At 48.8% G+C, this 20329-nt stretch carries 15 protein-coding genes; 5 read left to right on the top strand and 10 right to left on the bottom strand.

The genetic code is table 11. The features are described from left to right. Window positions 1-203 precede the first annotated feature (203 nt). Window positions 204-1967 (top strand): NAD-dependent DNA ligase LigB, encoded by a 1764-nt coding sequence (gene ligB, locus ACQE3Y_RS18220; RefSeq protein WP_426982208.1) that lies wholly within the window; start codon window positions 204-206, stop codon window positions 1965-1967. On the opposite strand, the gene ACQE3Y_RS18215 is transcribed toward ligB, so the two are convergent. The 10 genes from ACQE3Y_RS18215 to ACQE3Y_RS18170 all read right to left on the bottom strand — a co-directional run bounded on the left by ACQE3Y_RS18215 (window position 1942) and on the right by ACQE3Y_RS18170 (window position 14877). Next, window positions 1942-2559, bottom strand: a complete 618-nt coding sequence (locus tag ACQE3Y_RS18215; protein ID WP_085069264.1) for a trimeric intracellular cation channel family protein — start codon at window positions 2557-2559, stop codon at window positions 1942-1944. The genes ligB and ACQE3Y_RS18215 overlap by 26 nt on opposite strands. A gap of 209 nt (window positions 2560-2768) precedes the next feature. Continuing rightward, window positions 2769-3206, bottom strand: a complete 438-nt coding sequence (locus ACQE3Y_RS18210; RefSeq protein ID WP_426982207.1) for a hypothetical protein — start codon at window positions 3204-3206, stop codon at window positions 2769-2771. A gap of 32 nt (window positions 3207-3238) precedes the next feature. Next, window positions 3239-4507 carry an ISL3 family transposase gene (locus ACQE3Y_RS18205; protein WP_426982206.1) on the bottom strand — a complete coding sequence of 423 codons (1269 nt, stop codon included), beginning with the start codon at window positions 4505-4507 and terminating at the stop codon, window positions 3239-3241. 4 nt (window positions 4508-4511) lie between these two features. Next, window positions 4512-7769, bottom strand: a complete 3258-nt coding sequence (locus ACQE3Y_RS18200; protein WP_426982205.1) for a type I restriction endonuclease subunit R — start codon at window positions 7767-7769, stop codon at window positions 4512-4514. Then, on the bottom strand, window positions 7770-9083 hold the full coding sequence (locus ACQE3Y_RS18195; protein WP_426982204.1) for a restriction endonuclease subunit S: 1314 nt from the start codon (window positions 9081-9083) through the stop codon (window positions 7770-7772). Continuing rightward, on the bottom strand, window positions 9080-11107 hold the full coding sequence (locus ACQE3Y_RS18190; protein WP_426982203.1) for a type I restriction-modification system subunit M: 2028 nt from the start codon (window positions 11105-11107) through the stop codon (window positions 9080-9082). Before ACQE3Y_RS18190 ends, ACQE3Y_RS18195 begins: the two co-directional genes overlap by 4 nt. A gap of 111 nt (window positions 11108-11218) precedes the next feature. After that, the gene (locus ACQE3Y_RS18185; RefSeq protein WP_426982202.1) at window positions 11219-12418 is read right to left on the bottom strand and encodes an MOP flippase family protein; all 1200 of its coding nucleotides are present in this window, start codon (window positions 12416-12418) and stop codon (window positions 11219-11221) included. Between the two features lie 87 nt (window positions 12419-12505). Next, entirely contained in the window at window positions 12506-12781 is a 276-nt protein-coding gene (locus ACQE3Y_RS18180; protein WP_426974906.1) for a bacteriocin immunity protein, read from the bottom strand. Between the two features lie 604 nt (window positions 12782-13385). After that, window positions 13386-13787, bottom strand: coding sequence for a polyketide cyclase (locus tag ACQE3Y_RS18175; protein WP_426974907.1), 402 nt, complete (start codon window positions 13785-13787; stop codon window positions 13386-13388). Between the two features lie 226 nt (window positions 13788-14013). After that, window positions 14014-14877: a YicC/YloC family endoribonuclease gene (locus ACQE3Y_RS18170; protein ID WP_426982201.1), complete on the bottom strand. Its 864-nt coding sequence runs from the start codon at window positions 14875-14877 to the stop codon at window positions 14014-14016. A 617-nt stretch (window positions 14878-15494) separates the two neighbouring features. Between ACQE3Y_RS18170 and ACQE3Y_RS18165 the strand changes: the two genes are divergently transcribed. The 4 genes from ACQE3Y_RS18165 to ACQE3Y_RS18150 all read left to right on the top strand — a co-directional run bounded on the left by ACQE3Y_RS18165 (window position 15495) and on the right by ACQE3Y_RS18150 (window position 20304). Continuing rightward, window positions 15495-17192, top strand: a complete 1698-nt coding sequence (locus ACQE3Y_RS18165) for a lysophospholipid acyltransferase family protein (protein WP_426982200.1) — start codon at window positions 15495-15497, stop codon at window positions 17190-17192. 113 nt (window positions 17193-17305) lie between these two features. Next, the gene (locus ACQE3Y_RS18160; protein WP_426982199.1) at window positions 17306-18268 is read left to right on the top strand and encodes an HlyD family secretion protein; all 963 of its coding nucleotides are present in this window, start codon (window positions 17306-17308) and stop codon (window positions 18266-18268) included. Further along, window positions 18261-19181 carry an ABC transporter ATP-binding protein gene (locus tag ACQE3Y_RS18155; RefSeq protein WP_426982198.1) on the top strand — a complete coding sequence of 307 codons (921 nt, stop codon included), beginning with the start codon at window positions 18261-18263 and terminating at the stop codon, window positions 19179-19181. Before ACQE3Y_RS18160 ends, ACQE3Y_RS18155 begins: the two co-directional genes overlap by 8 nt. Next, on the top strand, window positions 19162-20304 hold the full coding sequence (locus ACQE3Y_RS18150) for an ABC transporter permease (protein ID WP_426982197.1): 1143 nt from the start codon (window positions 19162-19164) through the stop codon (window positions 20302-20304). The genes ACQE3Y_RS18155 and ACQE3Y_RS18150 overlap by 20 nt, the downstream gene beginning before the upstream one ends. Window positions 20305-20329 lie beyond the last annotated feature (25 nt).

Raw genomic sequence — 20329 nt, 5'->3', positions numbered from 1 at the left:
ATACACGGCTTGCCGCCGCCATGCAGCGTTTGCGCCGTTCCGCTGTGGTTTTTCTTGTTTTATGGAAAGTATGCCGCGTAAGGCGGAGCGGTTTGCACGCTTTGCAGTAAAAATCCCTGCATGGTTTTCCAGTTTCATTCTTTGCTTCTCGCTGCGTTGCCTTTAATCCGTTTTACTGAGGCCGTTGAAAGCAAGGAGGAACTATGTCAGGAAAGACGGCCTTATGGCTGCTGTGTCTGTTTGCCGGTACAGCGCAGGCGCTGTGCCCTCGCTGGACGCCGGCAAGGGCATCGGAAGAGATCGCTCATCTTCAGCAGCAGCTACGCAACTGGGACAATGCTTACTATCGTGACGGCCAGACGCTGATTGATGATGCGCTTTATGACAGCCTGCAACAGCGGTTACGGCAATGGCAGCGCTGTTTTCAACCCGCAACAGCGCCAGATCGTTCGGTCTGGGCAGATAACGGTACGGTCGATCATCCTGTTGCTCATACAGGAGTAAAAAAACTACCGGATAAGCTGGCGGTAGCCTACTGGATGCAGGGCAAAGGACCGTTATGGATACAGCCGAAAGTTGATGGCGTCGCCGTAACGTTAGTTTATCGTCAGGGAAAACTGGCCTCGTTGATTAGCCGTGGCGATGGACTAAAAGGGCAGAACTGGCTGAATAAAGCCGCTTATATTCCCACGCTTCCGCAGGTCATTCCCGATAAAAGGCCCGTGCTGGTACTGCAGGGTGAACTCTTCTTAACCGTGACCGATCATCAACAGGCCACAGATGGCGGGAAAAATGCGCGTGCTCAGGTCGCGGGCGCGCTAATGCGCCAGCAGCCTTCGCCCTTGCTTTCACGGCTGGGTATCTTTATTTGGGCGTGGCCAGATGGGCCACAAACCATGGCGCAGCGGCAAACGGCACTTAAGCAGTTAGGCTTTGGCTTAGCCAGCGCCTGGACGCAGCCGGTAAACAGTGAAGAAGAGGTGGCCCTGTGGCGTGCGCGTTGGTTTCGCGCGCCGCTGCCCTTTGTCACTGATGGCGTGGTGATTCATCAGGATCGCCGTTCAGCCGGTAAGCAATGGTTGCCCGGAAACAGTGAAGAAGTGGCTGCCTGGAAATATAACCCGCCGATTATCAGCAGCGAAGTGCAGTCCATTGATTTTCCGATAGGACGCACCGGGAAAATCTCGGTAGTGTTAAACGTTGTGCCCGTGCAGTTGGATGATAAAACCGTGCGTCGAGTGAGCCTGGGTTCTTTGGCGCGATGGCAGGCATTAGATATTGTTCCCGGCGATCAGGTAGCAATCAGTCTGGCAGGACAGGGCATCCCGCATCTTGAAAAAGTGATCTGGCGAGTTATGCATCGCCATCGGCCGGAACCACCCGATTCGCAGAATTATCACAGCCTGAGCTGCTTTTATAACAGTGCGGAGTGTCGGAAACAGCTGCTTTCCCGTCTGAGCTGGTTAAGCCAGCGAGAAGGGCTCGATTTACCGGGAATTCAGCGCAGCACCTGGCAGCGCCTGCTGCTGCATCCGGATTTCGTACATCTTTTTTCCTGGCTCAATATGAGTAGTGAGCAGCTTTCAGCCGTGCCGGGTATAACGCCGCAACGAGCCAGGCAAATCGTACATTACTTTAACCAAGTGCAGCATCAGCCTTTTCGCCGTTGGGTAAAGGCGCTTGGTGTTCCTTTACCCACTGCCGCGCTCAACGTGTTACCGGATAATAACTGGCCTCAGCTGCTGTCGCGCAGCCTGCAAAGCTGGCAACAGTTGCCTGGCGTCGGCAAAACGCTGGCACAGCGCATTGATCTCTGGCTAAAGGATAAGCAGGTAAAAGAAATGATCGATATTATTCAGCAGTGGCAAGCGGCACGAAAAGGCAAGGGAGAGGCGTCGTTACCTGATTCCGAACCGCTGGCGTTGCCGGTAAGTCAGCCTGCTAATGTTCCGGATGTGGATAATTGAAAATGGGCAGCCCCAGACGAAAGCGCAGCGCCAATAGACGGGAAAGAAAACCGAACAGCAAGGTAATAAGGATGACCGTTTCATGAGATAGCGGCGTTTTTAGCAGCAAGATATAGAGCCAGCCTGCGGCAAAAGCGATCCCGGCATACAGTTCTTTCTGAAACACCAGCGGAATCCGGTTGCAAAACATATCACGCAGCACGCCGCCGAACACACCGGTAATGACCGCGCTAATAGCAGCAATAATGGAAGCGTGTCCCATATCAAGCGCAACCTGAGCGCCAATAATGGAAAAAACCACTAACCCTAATGCGTCCAGCACCAGAAATACCTTGCGAAGATGAGTCATCAGAGGAGCAACAACCGTGGTAACTACGGCTGCGGCAGCAACAATCATGATGTATTCAGGATGCTTTACCCAACCGAGCGGGTAATGACCTAACAGCATGTCACGCACTGAACCACCGCCAATGGCGGTTACCGACGCAATAATAATAACGCCGAAGAGATCCATTTTTCGTCGTCCGGCAGCAAGCGCGCCGGTCATCGCTTCGGCAGTAATGCCAATGATATAGAGTACGGTCAGTAACATAGCCAGCTCCAGGGAAACGGTGGCAAGCCTACAGCGCTTCTCTGAGTGTAGACGAGTGAAAATTTCTAAGGCATTCGCTTTCGGATTATCTTTGTTTATGCGAAGCGGGGAGAAAGAACGCCAAAAAATAAAAAAAGCGCGCTGTAGTAGCGCGCTTAATAAAAATACCTGTTTACAGGCATTTATCCACCCATTAACAGCTTTTATTATTATATTAATTTTTCATTGTTTTTTAACGTCCTGGCTGTGCTCGTTTTACGCAACACAATCTGTTTGAGTTCAAGTATCAGCGGATCCTGACTCCTTAAGAGCATTAAAACCCAAACCAGTCCGCCAGCGGCAATTTGAATGGTAAGCGTAAGCGCAACCGTCAGCAGCTCTTCTAATCCGTAGCCAAGCGCGTAGCTGATGCAAAGCGTTGGCAGCGCCATACGCAGCGGCAGCCACTGGCTGGTTAAATAAGCTTTAGCGCTGGCACCCAGAATTGGGCGTATTAATACAAAATAGTTTGTTAGCGCGGTGAAAATTTGGGCTATTTGCATTCTAGGGTTGGAATTCATCCATTCTAACCCTTGATTCTTAGTCGGACAAAAAACTGCTTCTGGTTGGATTTTTCTGTTTTTCACCACCCTGCGAGAATCTAACATTGGTTGGATTCTCAGACGCGCCCTCTCTCGCGTTAATCCAACTCTCCACCTTCTGCCTGCTTCAACAATGTCGGAATGTGCGGCCCATACTCGACCTTGCCTCGTCCTGCTCGAATACCACTGCCGACCTTGCGGGCTTCTTTGGAGTACAACGTCTTTGCACGGATGATGTCATAGCTGTAACCCCGACCTAACCGGTTGGACATCTTGATCAAGCCGTTGAGCCCTTCGGTATAGCCATTGGTGATTGAGAACGGCGCATCCCAGTAGGCAAAGATGTCGTCGTAATGGTTGTGTACCGTTTTCACCAGTTTTTTGAAAGGCTCCATGCCATAAGGCGGCAGGCTGTTCTCCCAAGCCTCAAAGGCGTTCTGAGCGCTCTGTTTGTCGGGTTCGTCGTAGATGCAGAAGAAGGCTTCCTTGAAGTCATAGGCCACGGCAAGTTCTGGGATCGCCTGCTTTACAACCTCCAGCGCCTTTTGCTCCGCGGGCGTCAGGTTGCCGGGCCGCTTCAGGGTGAGCCAGCGAATGGACTTTTTGACATAAATCCGATCTTCTTTGCTTAACTGTGCCTGATAGTTCTTGCGCTCCGCTTCCAGGGCTTCAGAGGCCATCTTGACGACATGGAACTTGTCGATCACCAGTTTGGCGTTGGGCAGATACTGAGCAAAGGAACGCTTGAAGGGTCGCCACATATCCGTACAGACCCATTCCACCTTGTCAGCATCCGGCAAATCCTTGAAGAAGGGCTTCAGGTGCTCTTGAGTACGATGCTCCAACATATTAAAGACGTTGTTGGTTGCCAGATTGGTGATTACACAGCGATACCCGCCGGCCAGGTTCACTTCGTCGATACCCATGATGACCGGGGTTTCGTAACGAACGGTTTGGGAGAGTTCCTCAATGAGATCGTGAGCGATGTTCTTGACGGTGTTCACCGCCACACCGGTTTGCTCGGCTAAAGCATGGAAGGTGGTTCCCAGGCACTGTTGCCGAATAACATCGATCAGCCGTTTGGTGGCTCGGCGTTTATCATCCAGAAAACTCAACTCCGGCATGGACATTTTTCCGCACGACTCACAGCGAAAGCGCGGGCGCTGAACTTCAAGGCGGACGGGCTCCATGTACAACGGCGTGTCCATGAACTTGTTTTTGCGCGTACCGTGTCTGTGCATAGGGGTGTTGCAGTTCCCACATAACGGCACCTCGACCGTTACCGGCTCAGCAACTATCACAAGGCACTTGCTTTCGTGGCGCATATCGACCGGCTTGATGCCTGGCAGATTCAGCAGGTCAAGCATAGGCTTAATCCATATCCAGGTCGATGTCTTTGCCTTCGCGCAGCAGGTCATACACCATATCAACCAATGCGGTCATGCCCTGACGGTCAGACTTGAGCACCTGGGTTGCCAGCTTCTGATGACTGGACAAAGCACGAACAACCGCTTGCTGAACAGCACCGGGGAGGTTGCCTTTCATAGCCTGCTCACGGGTGTTGCTTTCCACCTGAGCCATGACGACATCGCTTTCACCGGTAATCGCTGAAATCTGATTAACGAAAGCCACTTGATCATGGATCGGCGTCGCCTCACCAAACAGGCTGTTGAGCCTCTCGATAATTTCTTTGACGAATTTAGGCTTGTCGCCTGCCGCGCCACCACCGCCTGCACCTGCTGGTTGCAATACCGGGGTTTTGCCTTCGTCTTCTACGTCATCGGGTCGAGCATTGATGTCAAAGCCAGTAAGCACCAGGCCTGTCAAGTCCACGGTTTCCGGTGCTTCGTGCTGAAGGCGCTTTTGCAGCAGCTTGGCGAAAGCGGCAAAGTTTTCCAACTCCGGGTCGCCAAAATCAATCAGTTGGGCGATATAGGAATAGGTACGGCAGAAGCGCCCCAGGTCCGACTTGAAGCCCATCAGCGCCTTGATTTGCTCGGCATACTCATCCTGGTGGTGATCAGCAGACTTCATGCCCGCCTCGTCACCCTTGGCACGGGCCTTCTCAAACGCTGCTTCCCAGGTTGCCATGCCATCGCGCAGCATTTTCATCTTGTCGTTATACAAGGCCGTCGCTCCAGCCGTAGCGGCATACAGCGCCTTGTGCTGTGGCGATTTAGTATGGGTGATGTCGCGTATGGTCTTGAAGCGGGCTTCTTTGAACGCGGCCAAGTCCTTCTCGTCGTACAGGCCGTGCTCGTCCAGTCGCTCCTTGATCTCGTAGACCACATTGAGGTCTTGCACTTCGCCGATGTGAGCGCCCTTGTCATAGGTGGCAAAGGCCTTACGCACGTTCTCCGGATCGTTCACGAAGTCGATGATAAAGACCTCATCTTTCCCAGGTGCCGTCCGGTTCAGGCGGGCGAAGGTCTGCACAATCTCCACATGGTTGGCGATTTTCTTGTCCACATACATGGCGACCAGTTTGGGCTGGTCAAAGCCGGTTTGGAACTTGTCGGCCACCAACATCACCCGGTATTCCGGGCGGTCAAAGGCAAAGCGCAAATCCTGCCCGTGGACATCCGGGTTCATGCTCTGCTCGGTGAACTCCTCGTTCTCATCGACGATAAACACATCATCCTTGAACTCGCTGTCATCCTGGTGCATCACCTGCTTACCGGTCATCTTGCCGGAGAAGGCCACCAGTGAATGAATAAAGCCGTACTCGCTGTGCTGCTCGATATAGCGGTCAAACGCCTTCTTGTAGCGAATGGCAGCGGCACGGGAGCTGGTCACGACCATCGCCTTGGCCTTGCCATCCAGCCGGTGGGCGACGTTCTTGGTGAAGTGCTCAACGATAAACTGTACCTTCTGGGTCACATTGGTGGGGTGCAATGACATCCACTGTGCCAGGGCGCGTTTGGCGGCCTTGCCGCTTACCCGCTTGCTGTCTTCAAGCTGCTTGGAAAGGTTGAAGGCCGTTTTGTAGGGCACATAGCCGTTCAACACATCGAGAATGAATTTCTCCTCAATGGCCTGGCGCATGGTGTACAGGTGGAAGGCTTGCGGCGGGTTATCGTCTGAGGCCGGTTGGCTTGGATCTGTCGGGCGACCGAACAGCATCAAAGTGGAGTGCTTGGGCGTGCCGGTAAAGGCGAAGTAGCTGATATTGTCCGGGCGGGCGCGGGACTTTTGCAGTTGCTCTAGCAGTTCATCCACCGTCATGGTGGACATCTTGCCTTGTCCGCTCATCCCCAGCGCGGCTTGCAGCTTAGCAGCGGTAGAGCCTGTCTGCGAGTTATGCGCCTCATCAATGATCACAGCAAAGTTTTTCCCTTTCAAGGCCTTGTCAGTGATGATAGCTTCCATCGCGTAGGGGAAGGTCTGGATCGTTACCACCACAATCGGCGTGCCAGACAACAAGGCCTCCGAGAGCTGCTTGCTCTTGGACTTGGATGACTTCTGCCGGTCAATGGCGGCGATCACCCCAAACTGATGGTCAATCTGCTTCACCGCGTCCTGAAGCTGGCCGTCCAGCACATTACGGTCGGTGACAATGATCACGCTGTTAAATACCGCGTCGCCGTTATCTTCGCGCAGTTTCACCAAGTCATGAGCCGTCCAGGAAATGGTACTGGTCTTGCCGGAACCGGCGCTGTGGTCACACAGGTAGGTCATGCCTGCGCCGTTTTCGCGGGCATCGGCCAGCATCTGGTTCACTGCCGTCCATTGGTGAAAGCGCGGGAAAATCAGGGTTTCTTTCTTCGACCAGTTGCCCTGAATATCCACCACGTCCTTTTTCTCGACGTAGACAAAGCTATGGAAAATCCGCAGCCAGGCATCCGGCTGGCAGACCTCCTCCCAGAAGTAGGCTACAGGGTATTCCTGAGTACCATCGGCCTTAATCTCACCTGGCGGGTTACCCGCATGTACCGTGCCGCTTTCGTTCTTGCGCCCCTTATTGAACGGCAGAAAGAAGGTGTTTTCTCCATCCAGCTTGGTCGCCATCATGATTTCAGAGTCGGACATGGCGAAATGTACCACCGCCCCACGCTTGAAGGTCAGCAGCGGTTCCCTGCGTTTGGTCTTGGCGTCATATGGCAGGCGATTATTGCGGTACTGATCCATGGCCGCTTCGCAGGACTGGGTGAAGTCGGTCTTCAGTTCGACGGTTGCCACCGGCAGACCATTGATAAACAGCACCAGATCAATGGCAAATTCACGGGCCGGGTGATACTTCAGCTCCGGCACCACGCGCAGGATATTGGCCTGGTAGCGCTCAATGACTGCTGCATTGCGCTTGTCTTCCGGTGCGGCCTCGGTCATCTCGATCAGGCCGCAACCGGCAATAGAAAAGCCCTGGCGCAACACCTGCATGGTGCCTTGTTTCTCCAGTGCTTTATCCAAGCGGTCCATCAGCACTTCAAGGGTTTTGGCCCCGTTGAGCCGTTCCAGCTTGTCCCATTTTTCCTGCTGGCCGCTGGTTTTGATCCAGTTTTCCAGGTCTTCGGGGTACACCGCCCGCGCGGTGTCGTAGAACTTGGAATCACCCAGCTTCCAGCCCTGCTCTACCAACCGGTCGATGATGTATTGCTGGAAGTGTTTTTCCTGATGTGCTGCTGATTGCATTTATTGTTTTCCTCGCAAATCAATCTGGCCGGTGACAGCGGCGGTGATAAAGGCGGCGCGGCGTTCTTTGAGCAGGGTGATACTTTGTTCAGCCTTGCTAATCAGAGCATTAATGCGGGCTGTTTCACTGTCGAGGGTGGCCACGATGGTGGCTTGTTCTTTATATGGAGGAATTGGCAATGGCAAATTCTCCAGAACATTCATGCCTATGTTTTGTTGCGTTCCATAGCTCCAGTTCAGCGTAACACCGGCTTGAAACTCTGTTGAGCGCAATGCATATAGCAAGAATTTTGGTGCCGTCTCGGAATTGGCGCGAATAGCAGCAAGAGGAGACCATATGTTGAACTCGCGATTATCTTCAACCATGGCTGTGATTCCGGTTGTTGCACCCGATTTGACCATGTAAATATCGCCTTGTTGCGGCTTATACTTTCGTGAATAACGCTTATGGTCGGCTCGAGATATATATCCCCAAGCTTTGCTGAAATTGATTCTTCCGGATGACACTGCCTCGGCAGATATAAACACGATGCCATTCTGCGGTTCTGCCGGAACCGGCGTCTCATGAGGGCCATCTGTAATTGGAGTTGATAGCAAAAATTTTAGCGCTGGGACCGCCCAATGTTCCGGCACCTGCCCAATCCATTCAACGCCGGAATCCTTCATCTTCACGTTGGGGTCTAGCCCCTTGGTGACCGCATGGGTAATCAGCGCCTGACGCTTTTCCTTCAGTAGCTCGATAAAGCGGGTTTTCTTCTCGACAAGCGCATCAATACGGGCGGTTTCGCGGTCGAGGGTGGTTAGTATTTGCGCTTGCTCAGGCTGATCTGGGTATACAACTTCAATTGAACCGATATGCCCCCAATCTGCACGAGGCATTTTGGCTCCCTCGCATCCTGACTCTATTTGATGCGTTACATCAGGAGTTAAAAGCCATTCTTGCAGCCATCTGGGTTCTGTTTTTTCAGCCCTCAGAACCAAAAACTCTGTTGAGCAGCACCCTGCCATCTCTGAAATAATGGCTTTTCGCAAATATGGACGCAGCTTACCGTACAGGACATCCCCTTCATAAAAGATGCCTACAGTTGAATCTTCTGATTGACGAGAGCTTCCATTCGTTGGCTTGTACTGCCCTGATCCTGCTTCTACATCCTCAAGTCCGATATAAATGGTATCAGTAGATACATCATTTCGTCGTTCATTGCGCAATGACGCCAGTCGCTTGACTCTCGCTACCTTCCAATGCTCAGGCACCTGCCCAATCCACTCAATACCGGAATCCTTATACGCGGGATATGCTCTGTACTGGCTCATTCGCTGGCCACCTCCGCCAGTAGCGCGGCAATCTCGGCTTCTACTTGCTTCAGGTCTTCATCAATATCTTGCAGCTTGCGCGGCGGCTGGTACTGGTAGAAGAAGCGGTTGAAGTTGATCTCGTAGCCAACGCGGCCCAATTGACCATCTCTGGCATCGGTAAAGCTCTCATCCATCCAGGCATCCGGCACATGAGGAAGCACTTCGCGAGCAAAGTAGTCGTCGATGTCCTCCAGATAGGGGACCTTCTCGTAATCAGTTAAATCTGTGTCTGGCACCAGCTCGCCGTTGGAATCCGTGACTGGCTCGGCTTTCGGGTCTTTGTGACCAAAGGCGTTGATCAGCGCGATGATCAATGTTTTGCTGGATTTGACCTTGAGCTGCTTGGCTTCGTCGGACTTGATCGAGTTCCTAACAAAGGTTTCTGCCCAGCTATAGGGCTGCGTTTGCCCGATCAACGGCTTGAGGGCTTCGCGCCAGAATGTCTGATGCGCGTCAGAGAGCTTTTCCCAGGCAGCTTCGGCTTCCAGCCGCTCCATGCCCACCTTATCCAGCTCCAGGGTCATGCGCAGCGGGCGCAGGACCTTGATTCGGCGGTAGCCAAAGGTACGGTAGTCCAGCATCCGGGAAAGCGCACCGGTTTCGCCTGCGGCGTAGATGTCCAGAATCTGGCGGCGCTGCTCATCGCTGACAATACGGCGCTTGTTGCCCTCGTTGCGGATTGCAGTCCACAGGTCGGTAGCGTTGATCAACTGCACCTTGCCTTTGCGCTCCTGCGGCTTCTTGTTGGACAGAATCCACAGGTAGGTGGCGATATTGGTGCGGAAGAACAGATCCGTTGGCAGAGCTACAATGGCTTCAATCAGGTCGTCTTCCAGCAACCAACGGCGTATTTCCGATTCGCCAGACGCAGCACCGCCGTTAAACAGTGGCGAACCCGACAGCACGATAGCGGCGCGGCCACCGCCGTTGATCGGCAGTTCTAGCTTGCTCGCCAGATGCATCAAAAACAGCATGGAGCCATCGCTAATTTTCGGCAGGCCCGGACCAAACCGGCCCAGCTCGCCTTTTTTGTGTTCCGCTTCGACGGCGGTTTTGTCCTTCTCCCATTTCTTGCCGAAAGGCGGATTGGACAGGCAGTAGTGGAAACGCTCACCGGCAAACTGGTCGTTTGACAGCGTGCTGCCCTGACGAATGTTCTTCGACAGATCTCGGCCAGGGTCGGACTCCAAACGGCGGATCAGCATACCGGCCACACAAACCGCATGGGTTTCCGGCTCCAACTCCTGCCCGTGCGGCACCAGTACTGGCGGGATCTTGTCGCGGTTACCGTAGTCGCCCACATGGTTCATGGCATCGGTGAGGAAGCCACCCGTGCCACAGGTCGGGTCATACAAAGTACGAATCAAACCGGGGCTGGCCTCAAACAGGGCATCATCCGGGTCAAGTAGCATTGCGGTCGCCAGGTGAACGATGTCGCGCGGCGTCATGAAGTCCTCGGCCCCTTCATTGACCTCGGCACCAAAGCGGCGAATTAGGTGTTCGTAGATGTTACTCATCACCCGATCCGGAACCACGTCCGGGTGCAAGTCGATCTTGGCGAAGTTCTGGCAAATCTTGTACAGCAAGCCTGCTTTCTCCAGCCGGATCACCGTATTGCCAAACTCAAACTCCTCGAAGATAGCGCGGGCGTTATCCGAAAACAGGGCGATGTAGTCTTCCAGATTGCGGCGCGTCTTGGTGCTACCCAAGGTGCCGAGGGAGTATTCAGAGGTGTTGTAGAAGGGGTATTCAGCGGTTGAGCGCAGAATGGTATCCAGCTCAACATCGGCATCCTTGAAAGCGTCATGCGCTTTTCTCACCGCCTCGCGGGTCGGCTCCAGCGCACACTCCAGGCGGCGCAGCAAGGTAAACGGCAAAATGATCTTGCCAAAATCCGTATGCTTGAAGTCCCCCCAAAGGTCTTCCGCATTCTTCCAAATAAAGTCAGCCTGTGAAGCTGCCAATCCCGTAAATTCGTTCATTCTGGACTCCAACCACCTTTTGCACGGAACGGTACTGTAGTCAATCTGCGAATGTCAACCAGATTTTGCACAAAAGGGGATGGATTTCAATTCTTGGCTAAATTTGCGATCCTACCTCAGAATGCAAATAGCCAAAATTTGTAACGCAGTAAAACCGATAGTGGCACCTGTCAGCCCGCCCCACTGCGCGCCTACCCAGATAACCGGTACAGAAAGCGCCAACCGAAGCGCATTAAGCTTTGAACTGATATCAACCGCACCTTTTGCCATTACCAGGGCGCCTACAGGGTTGTTAATGGCTCGCATAATGCCTGCGATACACAATATCTGCAGGACCGGAGCAATAAACAACCAGCGCTCGCCAAACAAGCTCAGCACTAAATTATGAGCGATGCCAGCCATACCCAACAGCGCAACGAAATTCAGCAGGCTCATGATTGATAACATCTTATAGAAGTTATGTCGTAAACGTGGCTGGTCATCCTGCATCTGCGCAAAGGCGGGAAATAACACGCGTGACAGAATAGGGTTGATCTTTGCAGGCGGCATAACGGCAAGGTTATAAGCCAGGTTATATCCTCCGGTTGCAACCGCACCCAGCAGGCGTGACAGCAGTATAGTAGGCATATTCATACCAAGCTGGTTAATCAAACTATCTGCCGTCAGATAGCCGCCGTAACGTAAATTACTGCGTACGCTCTTCAACTCAAAAACAAATTGAGGGCGGTATATTTTTCCACCGTAGTAACAAAACAGCAGCATGCGTATGGAAACCATTGTCAGGTATCCCCAGATAGCGCAAAGTGCCGAGGGTGACCATACAGCAGAAAGTAACGTCACAGCAAAACCTGATATTGCTGCTATAACCTCGGTACGCCCTATAAGTGTAAAGGCCAGCTCTTTTTGCAATAAAGCCCGAAACTGCTGTCCCTGCGGAATGATAAGAAAGGCAACAGATAGCGTCTCAATAAGCTCATTCAGTTCTGGTTGCTGAAGTAATACGCTAATAGCATGGCTACTCAAATAGATAATGGCGAAAACGGCCAGACCAATAAAAATATTTAGCCAGTATAAAGTTGATAGCTCCGTTTCAGACATACTTTTCCGCTGTATAACTGAGTTGGATAAACCAAAGTCGGAAAGCGTATCGACCAGCGTCAAAATAACCAAAGCAATAGTTAATAAACCAAATTGTTTCGGATCAATCATTCTGGCAAGCAGAGCTAGCTGCAAAATGCCAAGCCCAATCGTCATTACTGAAGAAATGGCTGACCATTTTGCGCCATTAATTGCTTTTTGTTTCAAAGACATCGTATATCCGTGGTGCTAAAAAGAGCGGTGTTGGAAAGGTAACACCCTAAAATTATTTTTATTTTATAGAAATGAAAATGCTTTTTATTATAAGGCTATAGCAAGGTAATCATCCCTGAAACCAGGCAGTCCATGCTGAGTCCGCCAGCTTTTTATCACATCCACCATGCTTTGTGGTGTGCTGATATTAAAATCCTGAGGATAAAGAATAAGATCGGTACCAGCTGGATGTCCTGCTAACAGAACAAATTCCGTCACTGCTTGCAATAGTCCTTCGGTAGTTTCGAAATCAGCTGATAATATTTTACGTGCAATATTAACAAATTCTTGCTCAGTAAAGTCTTGCAGCGATATGCGTTCCATAGGAAATTCCTGGAATGTCTGATTATTAGAAATTGCTGTGTGCAGGAAGATTTATAACTTTTTTCCTGTTAAGAATCACCATGAGAAATATCTGAAACTAAAGATCCAGTAGTAAATGGATGTTAGAAATGAATGTATTAAAAAAAACAGCTAAGAAAAGGAATAGTAACGCTTAAGTAGTCTTTAATGAGTTGAGAGGAAATTCATGGGTTTTGAGTTTAGTTTATTGATTATTTGATTTTTTTTAGTTGAGACTTCAGATTTATCGCATTCTTCATAGATAAGTTGAGTTAACAAAATCCCTGTATTTTACATGGAAATGTGTAATCTTTCTGCACGGTTATTCCATGCTAAGTTTTTATCAGATCCGGAGGTAGCTAAAAAGAGTGGTTAAAAAGCAGCCTGAATGCCGTCTGTGCCATCTGATAAGGGCGGTATAACAGAGTCATGACATTACTCTTTACCAACCCAGCCCTGGATAAAATCAGCAGGATAAGAGCATCTGGTATCGCGACTGATTATATTTATGAAACGCGACGTCAGGGCTGCTTTCTTAATAACGCGGAAAAGCGTCAACAGGATGACGCTTTCTGGCGCTTCGATATCAGGAACTGGCCGTTACGCCTTGATAAAGCCGCTGCAGGTTCTGCTCCAGTAGTGCTAATTCCTGTTGGAATTTTTCATCGGAGGTTAAAGGTTGACGAAAATGGGTCAGCAGCACCTGCGCACCTTCCTGATTAGGGACAATACGCATCGGCATATAGATCTCCTTACCAAAACCATTATCAATCCAGTAATCCATTACCCCATAGGTGTTGTGCTCGGAAAAGCGGACCTTTAACGCTCCATCAGTGCCTTTGGCTTTCCAGTAACTGCCTTCTGCCTGTAACGGCGCTTCGCCTAACTGGGAAACCCATTTTGGGAAATATTCTGGTTTCCAGATAGTTTCATAGAGATCCAGCCAATGGCGTGTAATGGTCAGACTTAGTGTGTGTGATGGCAGCATGTTACCTCCGAAATTGGGCCTGAAACGATTTAAGCATTGCGTAAAGCGTAAGGGAATGAGGCAAAGGCGTAAAATCTTGTGCAGAAATCATTCACGTCCCGTTTGCTGGTTATTTGTCAGCAAACGCAGATTGAAGCGAGTAACGCGGTAACCATTGAAAATAAAAAAGCCCGCGATTAAAGCGGGCAATGAAGGTAGCTGTTACCAGGTTCGCTAACTGGCGGCGTTATTCAATATTCTGAATCTGCTCACGCATCTGCTCAATCAGCACCTTCAGTTCAATTGCTGAAGCAGTAATATCAGCGTTAATTGATTTTGATGCCAGCGTGTTCGATTCACGGTTGAACTCTTGCATCATGAAGTCGAGACGGCGGCCAACGGCCTCTTTCTTTTTCAGGATGTTAAAAGTTTCTTTAACGTGCGCTTCGAGGCGGTCAAGCTCCTCGGCAACATCAATGCGCTGAGCCATCATCAACAGCTCCTGTTCAACGCGATTGTTGTCCAACTGTAACTCCGCCTCTTCAAGCTTAGTCACCAGCCGCTCGCGCTGCCATTTCAGCACCTCCGGCATCCAGGCGCGTACTTTCTTCACTTCAGTGTTCACGCCCTCAAGGCGCTGCTCAATCATGCCTTTCAGCGCGGCGCCTTCGCTTTCACGCGCGGCGATAAAATCATCAATCGCCAGCTCCAGGGTGGCTATCAGTTCCGCATTAATCGCATCTAAATCCTGTTCCTGAGCGGACATCACGCCAGGCCAGCGCAATATATCAACCGGGTTAATCTCACCATCAACATTTTGCTGTTTCACCCACTGTGCGGCTTCCAGTAGCTGCTTTGCCAGCGGCTGATTCAGGATTAATGCGCTTTGCGCGCCTGGATCGGCATCGAAGCGAAGATTGCATTCAATTTTTCCGCGCGTCAGACGATTACGCAGGCGCTCCCGAATTACCGGCTCCAGGCTGCGGAACTGCTCCGGCAGGCGAATATACGTTTCAAGATAGCGCTGGTTCACGGAACGCAGCTCCCATGCTGCGCTGCCCCATGCGCCTTTGGTTTCACGCCGGGCGTAGGCGGTCATACTGCGAATCATTTTGCATACCCGTATTAAAGAAAGTTTAATAGATTATAGCGACGCCTCTTCCTTCTTAACAGGTAAAAATAGGAATTATAAACAGTAAGTGAAAAGTGGCAGTAAAGTTAAGCAGAGCGTTTATATTCTGTGTTACTACCGGAAGGCCAATCGATGACTTAAATAAAAGAACATGATAAGCCTGACAAGCAGGTAAAGATAATAAATAGAAGTGATCTGATATAGTGCTTTTTAATAAAATGGATGGCAATGGTGAGAATATATTTTATAGCTCATGAATAAATTCATGTTTAGTGAAGAGTGAAATGGATTGCCAAATTCCCATTATTAGAAAGCGTCAGTAATGATTTAATGACTTGTTTCTTTATCGTGCAGATGCCTGAAATCATTACTTGATAAATAGTGATCCTGCTTTCGGTTTTTAAATGAGATTTAATAAATTTATGATTTAAAAATATTTTTTATTGAAGTATTTTTCTTCAAGGATATTTTTCTGATAATAAATAAGTAATGGCTAATAATTTGTTGGATGCAGATAAGGTTAAAGATTTATTATTAAATGAATTGAAGGGAGTTAGATGAATAAATGAAAGGGATGTTAAGGAGACAACAATACAATGGATGTAACTGATAGTATTCTCAAGGAGTTCTTCCCCGGGAAAAAATTATCTTTTATTCTGCGTAAATTAGCAAAGTGGGCCGTGGGTCAAGATATACTTTATCGCTGCATAAAAGAGGCTGAAAGCAAAAACGGCATCGAGTGGTTAGTGGCCGTAGCTGAGAGGCTACGTATTCATCTGGATGTGGATCCGAAAGGCTATAACAACCTGCCCCGCAAAGGGCCTGTTATTATCGTGGCTAATCATCCTACAGTTATAGATGGTCTGGGTTTGATAGTGGCTGTTTCCAGCGTAAGGCACGATATTAAAATAGTGGCTAATCATGTGCTTACCTATATGCTGCCAAAAACAGGCGATTTTACGATTGGCATCAGGAATATGCAGGGAAAAATGAGCGCAGGTCAGTACCGCGAAATGAATACGCATCTTAAAAAAGGCGGCGTGCTGATTATTTTTCCTTCGGGCAGATTAGCTGGCTTACAAAGATCAGGACTACAGGAAGCTCCCTGGAACTCTGGCTTCCTTCACCTGGCGAAAAAAAATAATGCAATTTTAGTTCCGGTAAACATCAAAGGCTTAAATAGCTGGCGCTACTATATTACGGCAAAGATCTGGCGTCCTTTTTCTAACTTGATGATTATCAGAGAATGCTTGCGTCATAAAGGTAAGTCATTGCAGATAAAGATCCTTCAGCCGATAAACGTATCCAGGCTCGACATTAATAGAGAGTCTGCAGCAGTTATTGCTGCATCCTTTCCGGAGCACATTGAAAAAGCAGGAAAAAATCTTCCCGGCACTTTGCCGGTTCTCGCCCCGATTGCCGCTCCGGTAGACAAACAACGATTAAATGCGATGCTGACAGAGTGTGAGGTGTTAAAAACATTGCGTGATGGGAAAAGTGTTTTACTGTATCGCCATCAGGGGGAGGAATATTCCCCTGTTCTGCGAGAGCTGGGCCGCCTGCGAGAAATATCTTTCCGTGACATAGGGGCTGGAACAGGAAATAGTTATGACAATGATGTTTATGATAAGGATTATCAACATATTATAGTTTGGGATCCTGAACAGCAAGAAATTGCTGGGTCATATCGGTTTGTACTGGCGGGTGAGCAGCTTTCCAAAAAAGGACTCAAAGGGCTCTATAGTAACGAACTATTTAATTATAAAGAGAGCTTCTTACTAATAGCGAGTCAGAGTATTGAAATTGGCCGGGGTTTCATTCAAAAACAATATCAAAAAACCCATGTTCTTGATGCGCTTTGGAAAGGCATCTTCCATGTTGCGTTAAAGCATAAAAACTATAAGTACCTTCTGGGTGTCCTCACCATTCCTCAAGATTTCCCAGAATATGCCAAAAAACTGATGATGGCTTTCTTTCAACGCTATCTCTCTTCAGATGAGGATTTTTGTTCGCCTTCCCGGAAATACAGTAATGTTGATGATGAGGAGATTGCTAACTTTTTTAGCGGTGAGAACTTTAATGAGGAGTGGAAAAAGCTTAATACAACGTTGCGCGAGCAGGGTTGCGATCTTCCCTGGCCTTATAAGCAAGCGGCTAAGTGGTATAGCACAGGCGGATCGAAATTATTATGTTTTGTTGAGGATGAAAGCTTTAATTCTATTGCTGGGCTAAATATCTGTGAAATAAATAAGCTTAAGGAAAACTATGGGAAGCGTTATTTGATTCAAAAATAAATATATCTTTAGTAAAGATAAGTTTTGGATGCGATCAAACTCTGCCCCAATTTTTAAAGTTCATTAAGACAGACTTGCTATTCTATCCCGATAGCGTGTCCGGAATCATAAATATGATAAAGAAAAAGCTTGTTGTTTTTTTGTGTTATTTATTCTTGTTACCCGGATGTAAGGATTCCGGCTCTTTTGTTCAGGCAGGCTATACCTATGGAGAATTTACTTATCTCTCTTTTCCTTTCAGCGGCGAAGTAAAAGAGCTGTACGTTAGTAAAGGTCAAACGGTAAATAAAGGTCAGAAATTAATGCATCTGGATGATTTTCCAGCAGAAAATGCGCTTCGCATAGCGCAAGAGAAGGTCCGCGCTGAAGAGGCGCTGCTGCACAATTTAGAAACGGGCGAGCGGGAGTCTGCCCTGAAAGTCATCTATGCACAGCTTGAGAAAGCAAAGTCGGCTGCCAGCCTGGCCAGGAGGCAATTTAACAGGCAGCAGAGGCTTTATACGGAAGAGATGATATCTACTGCTGAATGGGAACGCGCGAAAGAGGAGTATGTTCAAAAAAAAGCGCAGGTTAAGGAGCTGCTATACCAGCTGGAAGCAAAAGCGCTACCTGCTCGTCAGGCTGAAATTAATAATCAAAAATCGCGCGTTGAGTCGGCTAAATTACAACGCGATAAGGCACGCTGGGATCTGCAACAAAGAACGCTGTTTGCTCCACAGAATGCGACCGTTTATGACATTCTTTATCAGCCGGGAGAGCGTCCTGCAGCGGGTAAGCCCGTTATGAGTTTACTTTCGCCTGAGAGTATTAAGGTGCGCTTTTATGTGCCGGAAAATCGACTGGGCGAATTAAATAGTGGAACGAAATTAAAGATTTACTGCGACGGCTGCAGCAAAACGTTATCAGCTCATATCAACTATATTAGTTCTCAGGCAGAGTTTTCCCCGCCCGTTATTTACAGTACTCAGCGCAGAGAGACGCTTTTGTTTATGGCTGAGGCCATTCCCGTGAAAGAAGATCTTCCCTATATAAAAACAGGACAGCCTGTAAATATAGAGGTTGTTTTTAATGAGTGATGTATGCATTGAAGTCAGTAATTTGAACAAATATTTTGGCGCTAATCATGTAGTAAAAGATTTTTCACTGACGGTCAGGAAAGGCGAAATATATGGTTTTCTAGGGCCAAACGGCAGCGGGAAAACAACATCAATACGTATGATGTGCGGGCTGATTACCCCTGATTCAGGGAAAGGCCACTGTCTTGGCATGGATATATTTACCCAGCGGGAACAGATTAAACATCATATCGGCTATATGACCCAGCATTTTTCCATGTGGGGCAACTTAACAATCCGGGAAAATCTTTTGTTTATCACGCGCATTTATAATCTGGCCCGGGGTAAAGCGCGTGTGGATCAAACATTAGAGGAGCTGGGGCTTACCTCGCGCCAGCATCAGTTGGCAAAATTTCTGTCCGGCGGCTGGAAGCAGCGTTTGGCACTTGCTGCCTGCACGCTGCATCATCCCGCTTTGCTTTTTCTGGATGAGCCCACCGCCGGCGTCGATCCCAAAGCGCGCCGCGAGTTCTGGCAAATTCTTCATCAGCTTTCCGATCGGGGTATCTCAACCCTTGTCAGTACGCATTATATGGATGAGGCTGAACGATGCCATAAAGTCGCCTACCTTTCTTATGGGCATCTGTTAGCTAACGGTAGCGTTGGGTCAATTATCCATCAGAAAAATTTAACCACGGTCAAAATAAGCGGGAAAAGGTTGACGGAACTGGAGAATGAGCTGCTGAAAATGCCAGGTATTGAACAAACGGTTATTTTCGGTAATAGCCTCTTTGTTACGGCGAAAGATGAAAAGGTATTAAACCTAATACTGTCACACGCTGTTGCTTCTGATTATGAGTTTTGCAAAGTGCAAACGACGCTGGAAGATGCCTTTACCTGGTTAATGAAAAACAATGCTAAAAACAATAAGTAATAATTTTTCCTTTTTACGCTGGATAGGCGTAGTGATTAAAGAAATTCATGAGCTGCGACGCGATAAAATCAGTATGGCTATGGTAGTAATTACACCGCTGCTTCAGCTAACCATTCTTGGCTATGCGGTTAATATGGATGCGCGGAATATTCCCACCGCACTGTTAAATTATGATACAGAGCAATTGAGCCAGGTTTTTGTTTCTGCGGCACAAAATACAGGCTATTTTTCGATGATTCCGGTTGAGTCAGAGATAGAGGCGCGTTCTGCATTTGTTCGGGGCAATGTTATATTTATAATCACTATTCCACAGGGATTCACTCATAAAATGCTGCGGGGAGAAAAGCCGCAGATACTGATACAGGGCGACGCTATCGATCCATTAACCATCGGCAGTGCGTTAAGTGCAGTGACGCAGGCGGCAATAACAATGTTTCAGCATGATCTTCCCCCTTCGCTGCGTAATGAATTAAAGCCAGATGATATTGAATTAGTTATTCATCGTATGTTTAATCCAGAAGGGATCACGCAATATAATACTATCCCCGGTATCATCGGCTCGATACTCAGTACAACGCTGGTGCTAATGACCGCGCTGGCGATTACCCGAGAGCGGGAAAACGGTGCTATTGAGAACCTGCTTATTTCACCTTTGACCAGCTTTGAAATTATTACCGGTAAGATTATTCCCTATGTTCTAATCGGCATTTTTCAGTCATTGCTGATTCTTCTCTTTGCCGTTTATATATTTGATATTCCGCTGCTGGGAAGTGTTCTTTTGCTTTTTTTTGTGCTCTTTATCTACGTTTTTCTCTGTCTGTCGATTGGCATTACTATCTCAAGCCTCGCGCAAAACCAACTTCAGGCTTTGCAGATGTCCTCTTTCTATTTTATTCCTTCCGTTATGCTTTCCGGTTTCATTAGCCCTTTTATTAGCATGCCATTCTGGGCGCAATGGATAGGGTCATGCCTTCCCTTAACCTATTTTATTCGTTTGACTAAGGGAATTATGTTGAAAGGTTATGGCTTTAGCGATCTGCTTACCGATCTGCTGCCGCTGGGTCTGCTTACGCTTATTGTGGTAGGAATTGCGTTGAAATCCTTCCGTAAAACGCTGGACTGACAGCGGGCTGTGATAATTATTAAGC

It is taken from the genome of Pantoea sp. FN0305 (assembly GCF_050113845.1).
Taxonomy (GTDB): Bacteria; Pseudomonadota; Gammaproteobacteria; order Enterobacterales; family Enterobacteriaceae; genus Mixta; species Mixta alhagi.
Note: the sequence above shows the minus strand (reverse complement) of the source record. Positions and strands in the feature narration are given on the sequence as shown.

Excerpts from the sequence above, each read along its gene's own strand:
- ACQE3Y_RS18170 (WP_426982201.1), bottom strand. The coding sequence starts at position 14,877 with ATGATTCGCAGTATGACCGCCTACGCCCGGCGTGAAACCAAAGGCGCA.
- ACQE3Y_RS18160 (WP_426982199.1), top strand. The coding sequence starts at position 17,306 with ATGATAAAGAAAAAGCTTGTTGTTTTTTTGTGTTATTTATTCTTGTTA.
- ACQE3Y_RS18155 (WP_426982198.1), top strand. The coding sequence starts at position 18,261 with ATGAGTGATGTATGCATTGAAGTCAGTAATTTGAACAAATATTTTGGC.
- ACQE3Y_RS18180 (WP_426974906.1), bottom strand. The coding sequence starts at position 12,781 with ATGGAACGCATATCGCTGCAAGACTTTACTGAGCAAGAATTTGTTAAT.
- ACQE3Y_RS18175 (WP_426974907.1), bottom strand. The coding sequence starts at position 13,787 with ATGCTGCCATCACACACACTAAGTCTGACCATTACACGCCATTGGCTG.
- ACQE3Y_RS18200 (WP_426982205.1), bottom strand. The coding sequence starts at position 7,769 with ATGCAATCAGCAGCACATCAGGAAAAACACTTCCAGCAATACATCATC.
- ACQE3Y_RS18205 (WP_426982206.1), bottom strand. The coding sequence starts at position 4,507 with ATGCTTGACCTGCTGAATCTGCCAGGCATCAAGCCGGTCGATATGCGC.
- ACQE3Y_RS18210 (WP_426982207.1), bottom strand. The coding sequence starts at position 3,206 with ATGTTAGATTCTCGCAGGGTGGTGAAAAACAGAAAAATCCAACCAGAA.
- ACQE3Y_RS18185 (WP_426982202.1), bottom strand. The coding sequence starts at position 12,418 with ATGTCTTTGAAACAAAAAGCAATTAATGGCGCAAAATGGTCAGCCATT.
- ACQE3Y_RS18165 (WP_426982200.1), top strand. The coding sequence starts at position 15,495 with ATGGATGTAACTGATAGTATTCTCAAGGAGTTCTTCCCCGGGAAAAAA.
- ligB (WP_426982208.1), top strand. The coding sequence starts at position 204 with ATGTCAGGAAAGACGGCCTTATGGCTGCTGTGTCTGTTTGCCGGTACA.
- ACQE3Y_RS18195 (WP_426982204.1), bottom strand. The coding sequence starts at position 9,083 with ATGAGCCAGTACAGAGCATATCCCGCGTATAAGGATTCCGGTATTGAG.
- ACQE3Y_RS18215 (WP_085069264.1), bottom strand. The coding sequence starts at position 2,559 with ATGTTACTGACCGTACTCTATATCATTGGCATTACTGCCGAAGCGATG.
- ACQE3Y_RS18150 (WP_426982197.1), top strand. The coding sequence starts at position 19,162 with ATGCTAAAAACAATAAGTAATAATTTTTCCTTTTTACGCTGGATAGGC.
- ACQE3Y_RS18190 (WP_426982203.1), bottom strand. The coding sequence starts at position 11,107 with ATGAACGAATTTACGGGATTGGCAGCTTCACAGGCTGACTTTATTTGG.